The sequence below is a fragment of the Bacillus sp. S4 genome (genome assembly GCF_040838205.1).
Taxonomy (GTDB): Bacteria; Bacillota; Bacilli; order Bacillales; family Bacillaceae_G; genus Bacillus_A; species Bacillus_A cereus_U.
Genome location: NZ_JBFPJI010000478.1, coordinates 1 through 1,796 on the forward strand (window position 1 = coordinate 1; position 1,796 = coordinate 1,796).

The following is a 1,796-nucleotide window of genomic DNA, read 5'->3' on the forward strand; positions in this document are numbered from 1 at the left end:
CCCTAAACCTAGCTTGTCTGGTTATCCCGTTAAATACTATGAAAAAAGAACTTGTATCGTATACAAGTTCTTTTTTTCGCTTATTTAAATAATATATCCTTACTATATTGCTTTCCGACGAGTAAGTCATATTGAATAAGCTCATATTGCTTTAACATTTCTTTTTGTTTTTCTGTTAAACTTTTTATTGCTTCTCCGTCTTTTCCTATCCTCAATTCGTCACGAAGTACAGGAATTTCTTCATATAACTTCGATAAAAATTGATAGAACGGTACCTTATTTAATCCAGCATAATCAAAGACAAGATTTGAAAAATAAATTGGACTTACTAAGCCTAAATTGTCATTTGGTATATCAAAATTTGCATACATTAATAACGGCGTTTGTGTCATCGCTAATCGTTCACTTGGCGTTTTTTCATTCGTTATATAACCAGTCTCTTTATAAAGAGATTTATTTGTTCCTAGTGATGGGAGATGATCACCAAAAAATACTAATAGTGTAGATCTATCTAAATTATCTAGCTCCTCTATTAAATATTGAAGAGCTTCATCTGAACGTCTTAAACCTTCTGTATAAGTCTCTAATTCAGCCTTCGATTCTTCATTGTCTAAACCACTAATTTCTATTTGATTTTCGCCAAATCTTCCTTCTGTAAATGGAAAATGATTTTGCATCGTAACCGCATGAATAAAAGTAGGTTGTTTTTGCTTCTCTAATTCAGCTATTATCTCTTTACTCATAGATAAATCGCTAATATAATCTCCATCAACTTCTACATTCTCCATCGTATCTTGCGCATTAAACTTGTCAAAGCCTAGCACTCTATATACATCATCCCGTTTAAAGAATGAGCGACCAAATGAATGAATTGCACTTGTGTAATACCCTTCTTTTTTTAACTCTCGAGTAATAGATGGAACTTCTTTCTTATTTGTAACAACTTGCTGATACGGTATAGAGCCTGGTTTTAACAAACTCATTGAATAACTCGTTAATACCTCAAATTCAACGTTCGCAGTATTTCCTCCAAATGTAGGAGAAATAGTTTGTCCACCAGGAAAATTTTCTATATAATGATGCAAATTAGGTAAAGGATCTTCACTAAAGGACAGATTCGTTAACTTCGTTGGATCCCAAAACGATTCACTCATTACAAAAATAATATTCGGTTTCTCTTTTTGCTTCTGCGCCCCTATATTGCTGCTATATTGTTTTTTTATATCGTTTGCTATTTGAAGCATATTTTCTTTTGAATAATCTTTCGGCTTTTCAATGACTGTCGTATCCAAATTACTTATAAAGCCTAGCACAAAACCATTCGAAGCATAATTTTCATTTTGATTCCACAAAACGAACTCTATACCTGACTTTTGAAACCATTTATTCATAAACGTATTCGTAAAATTACCATACGCATATAAAACAAAAACGGATCCTATTATAAATAGAACTCGTACGCCTGCATGAACTTTTACATTTTGAATATATTTCCTTATATACATACCCGCTAAAATACAGGCAACAACACTTACAATAACGAGAAGAATATAACCCCAACTAAAATAATCCATCACCATTGGTATAACAGATTGCATATGTCCAATCTGTGTAAAATCAGAAGGATATAGTGGGTCTCCCCTAAAAACAATTTTAAAGTGATTTACAATAGCCAAAATGATTAGCAAAATGCTTGTCAAGATAGTACTCAAAAAAACTTTCCCAAGCACGTTATACACAAAAATATATATCGCATAAATTACAATTAAACTAAATATAAACTGTGCGTTATAATT

General features: G+C 31.8%; 1 protein-coding gene. It reads right to left on the reverse strand.

Annotated elements, in window-relative coordinates:
- Nucleotides 1-80: 80 nt before the first annotated feature.
- The coding region (locus tag AB3X48_RS21805; protein WP_367959937.1) for an LTA synthase family protein at nt 81-1,796 on the reverse strand (1,716 nt) is incomplete at its 5' end.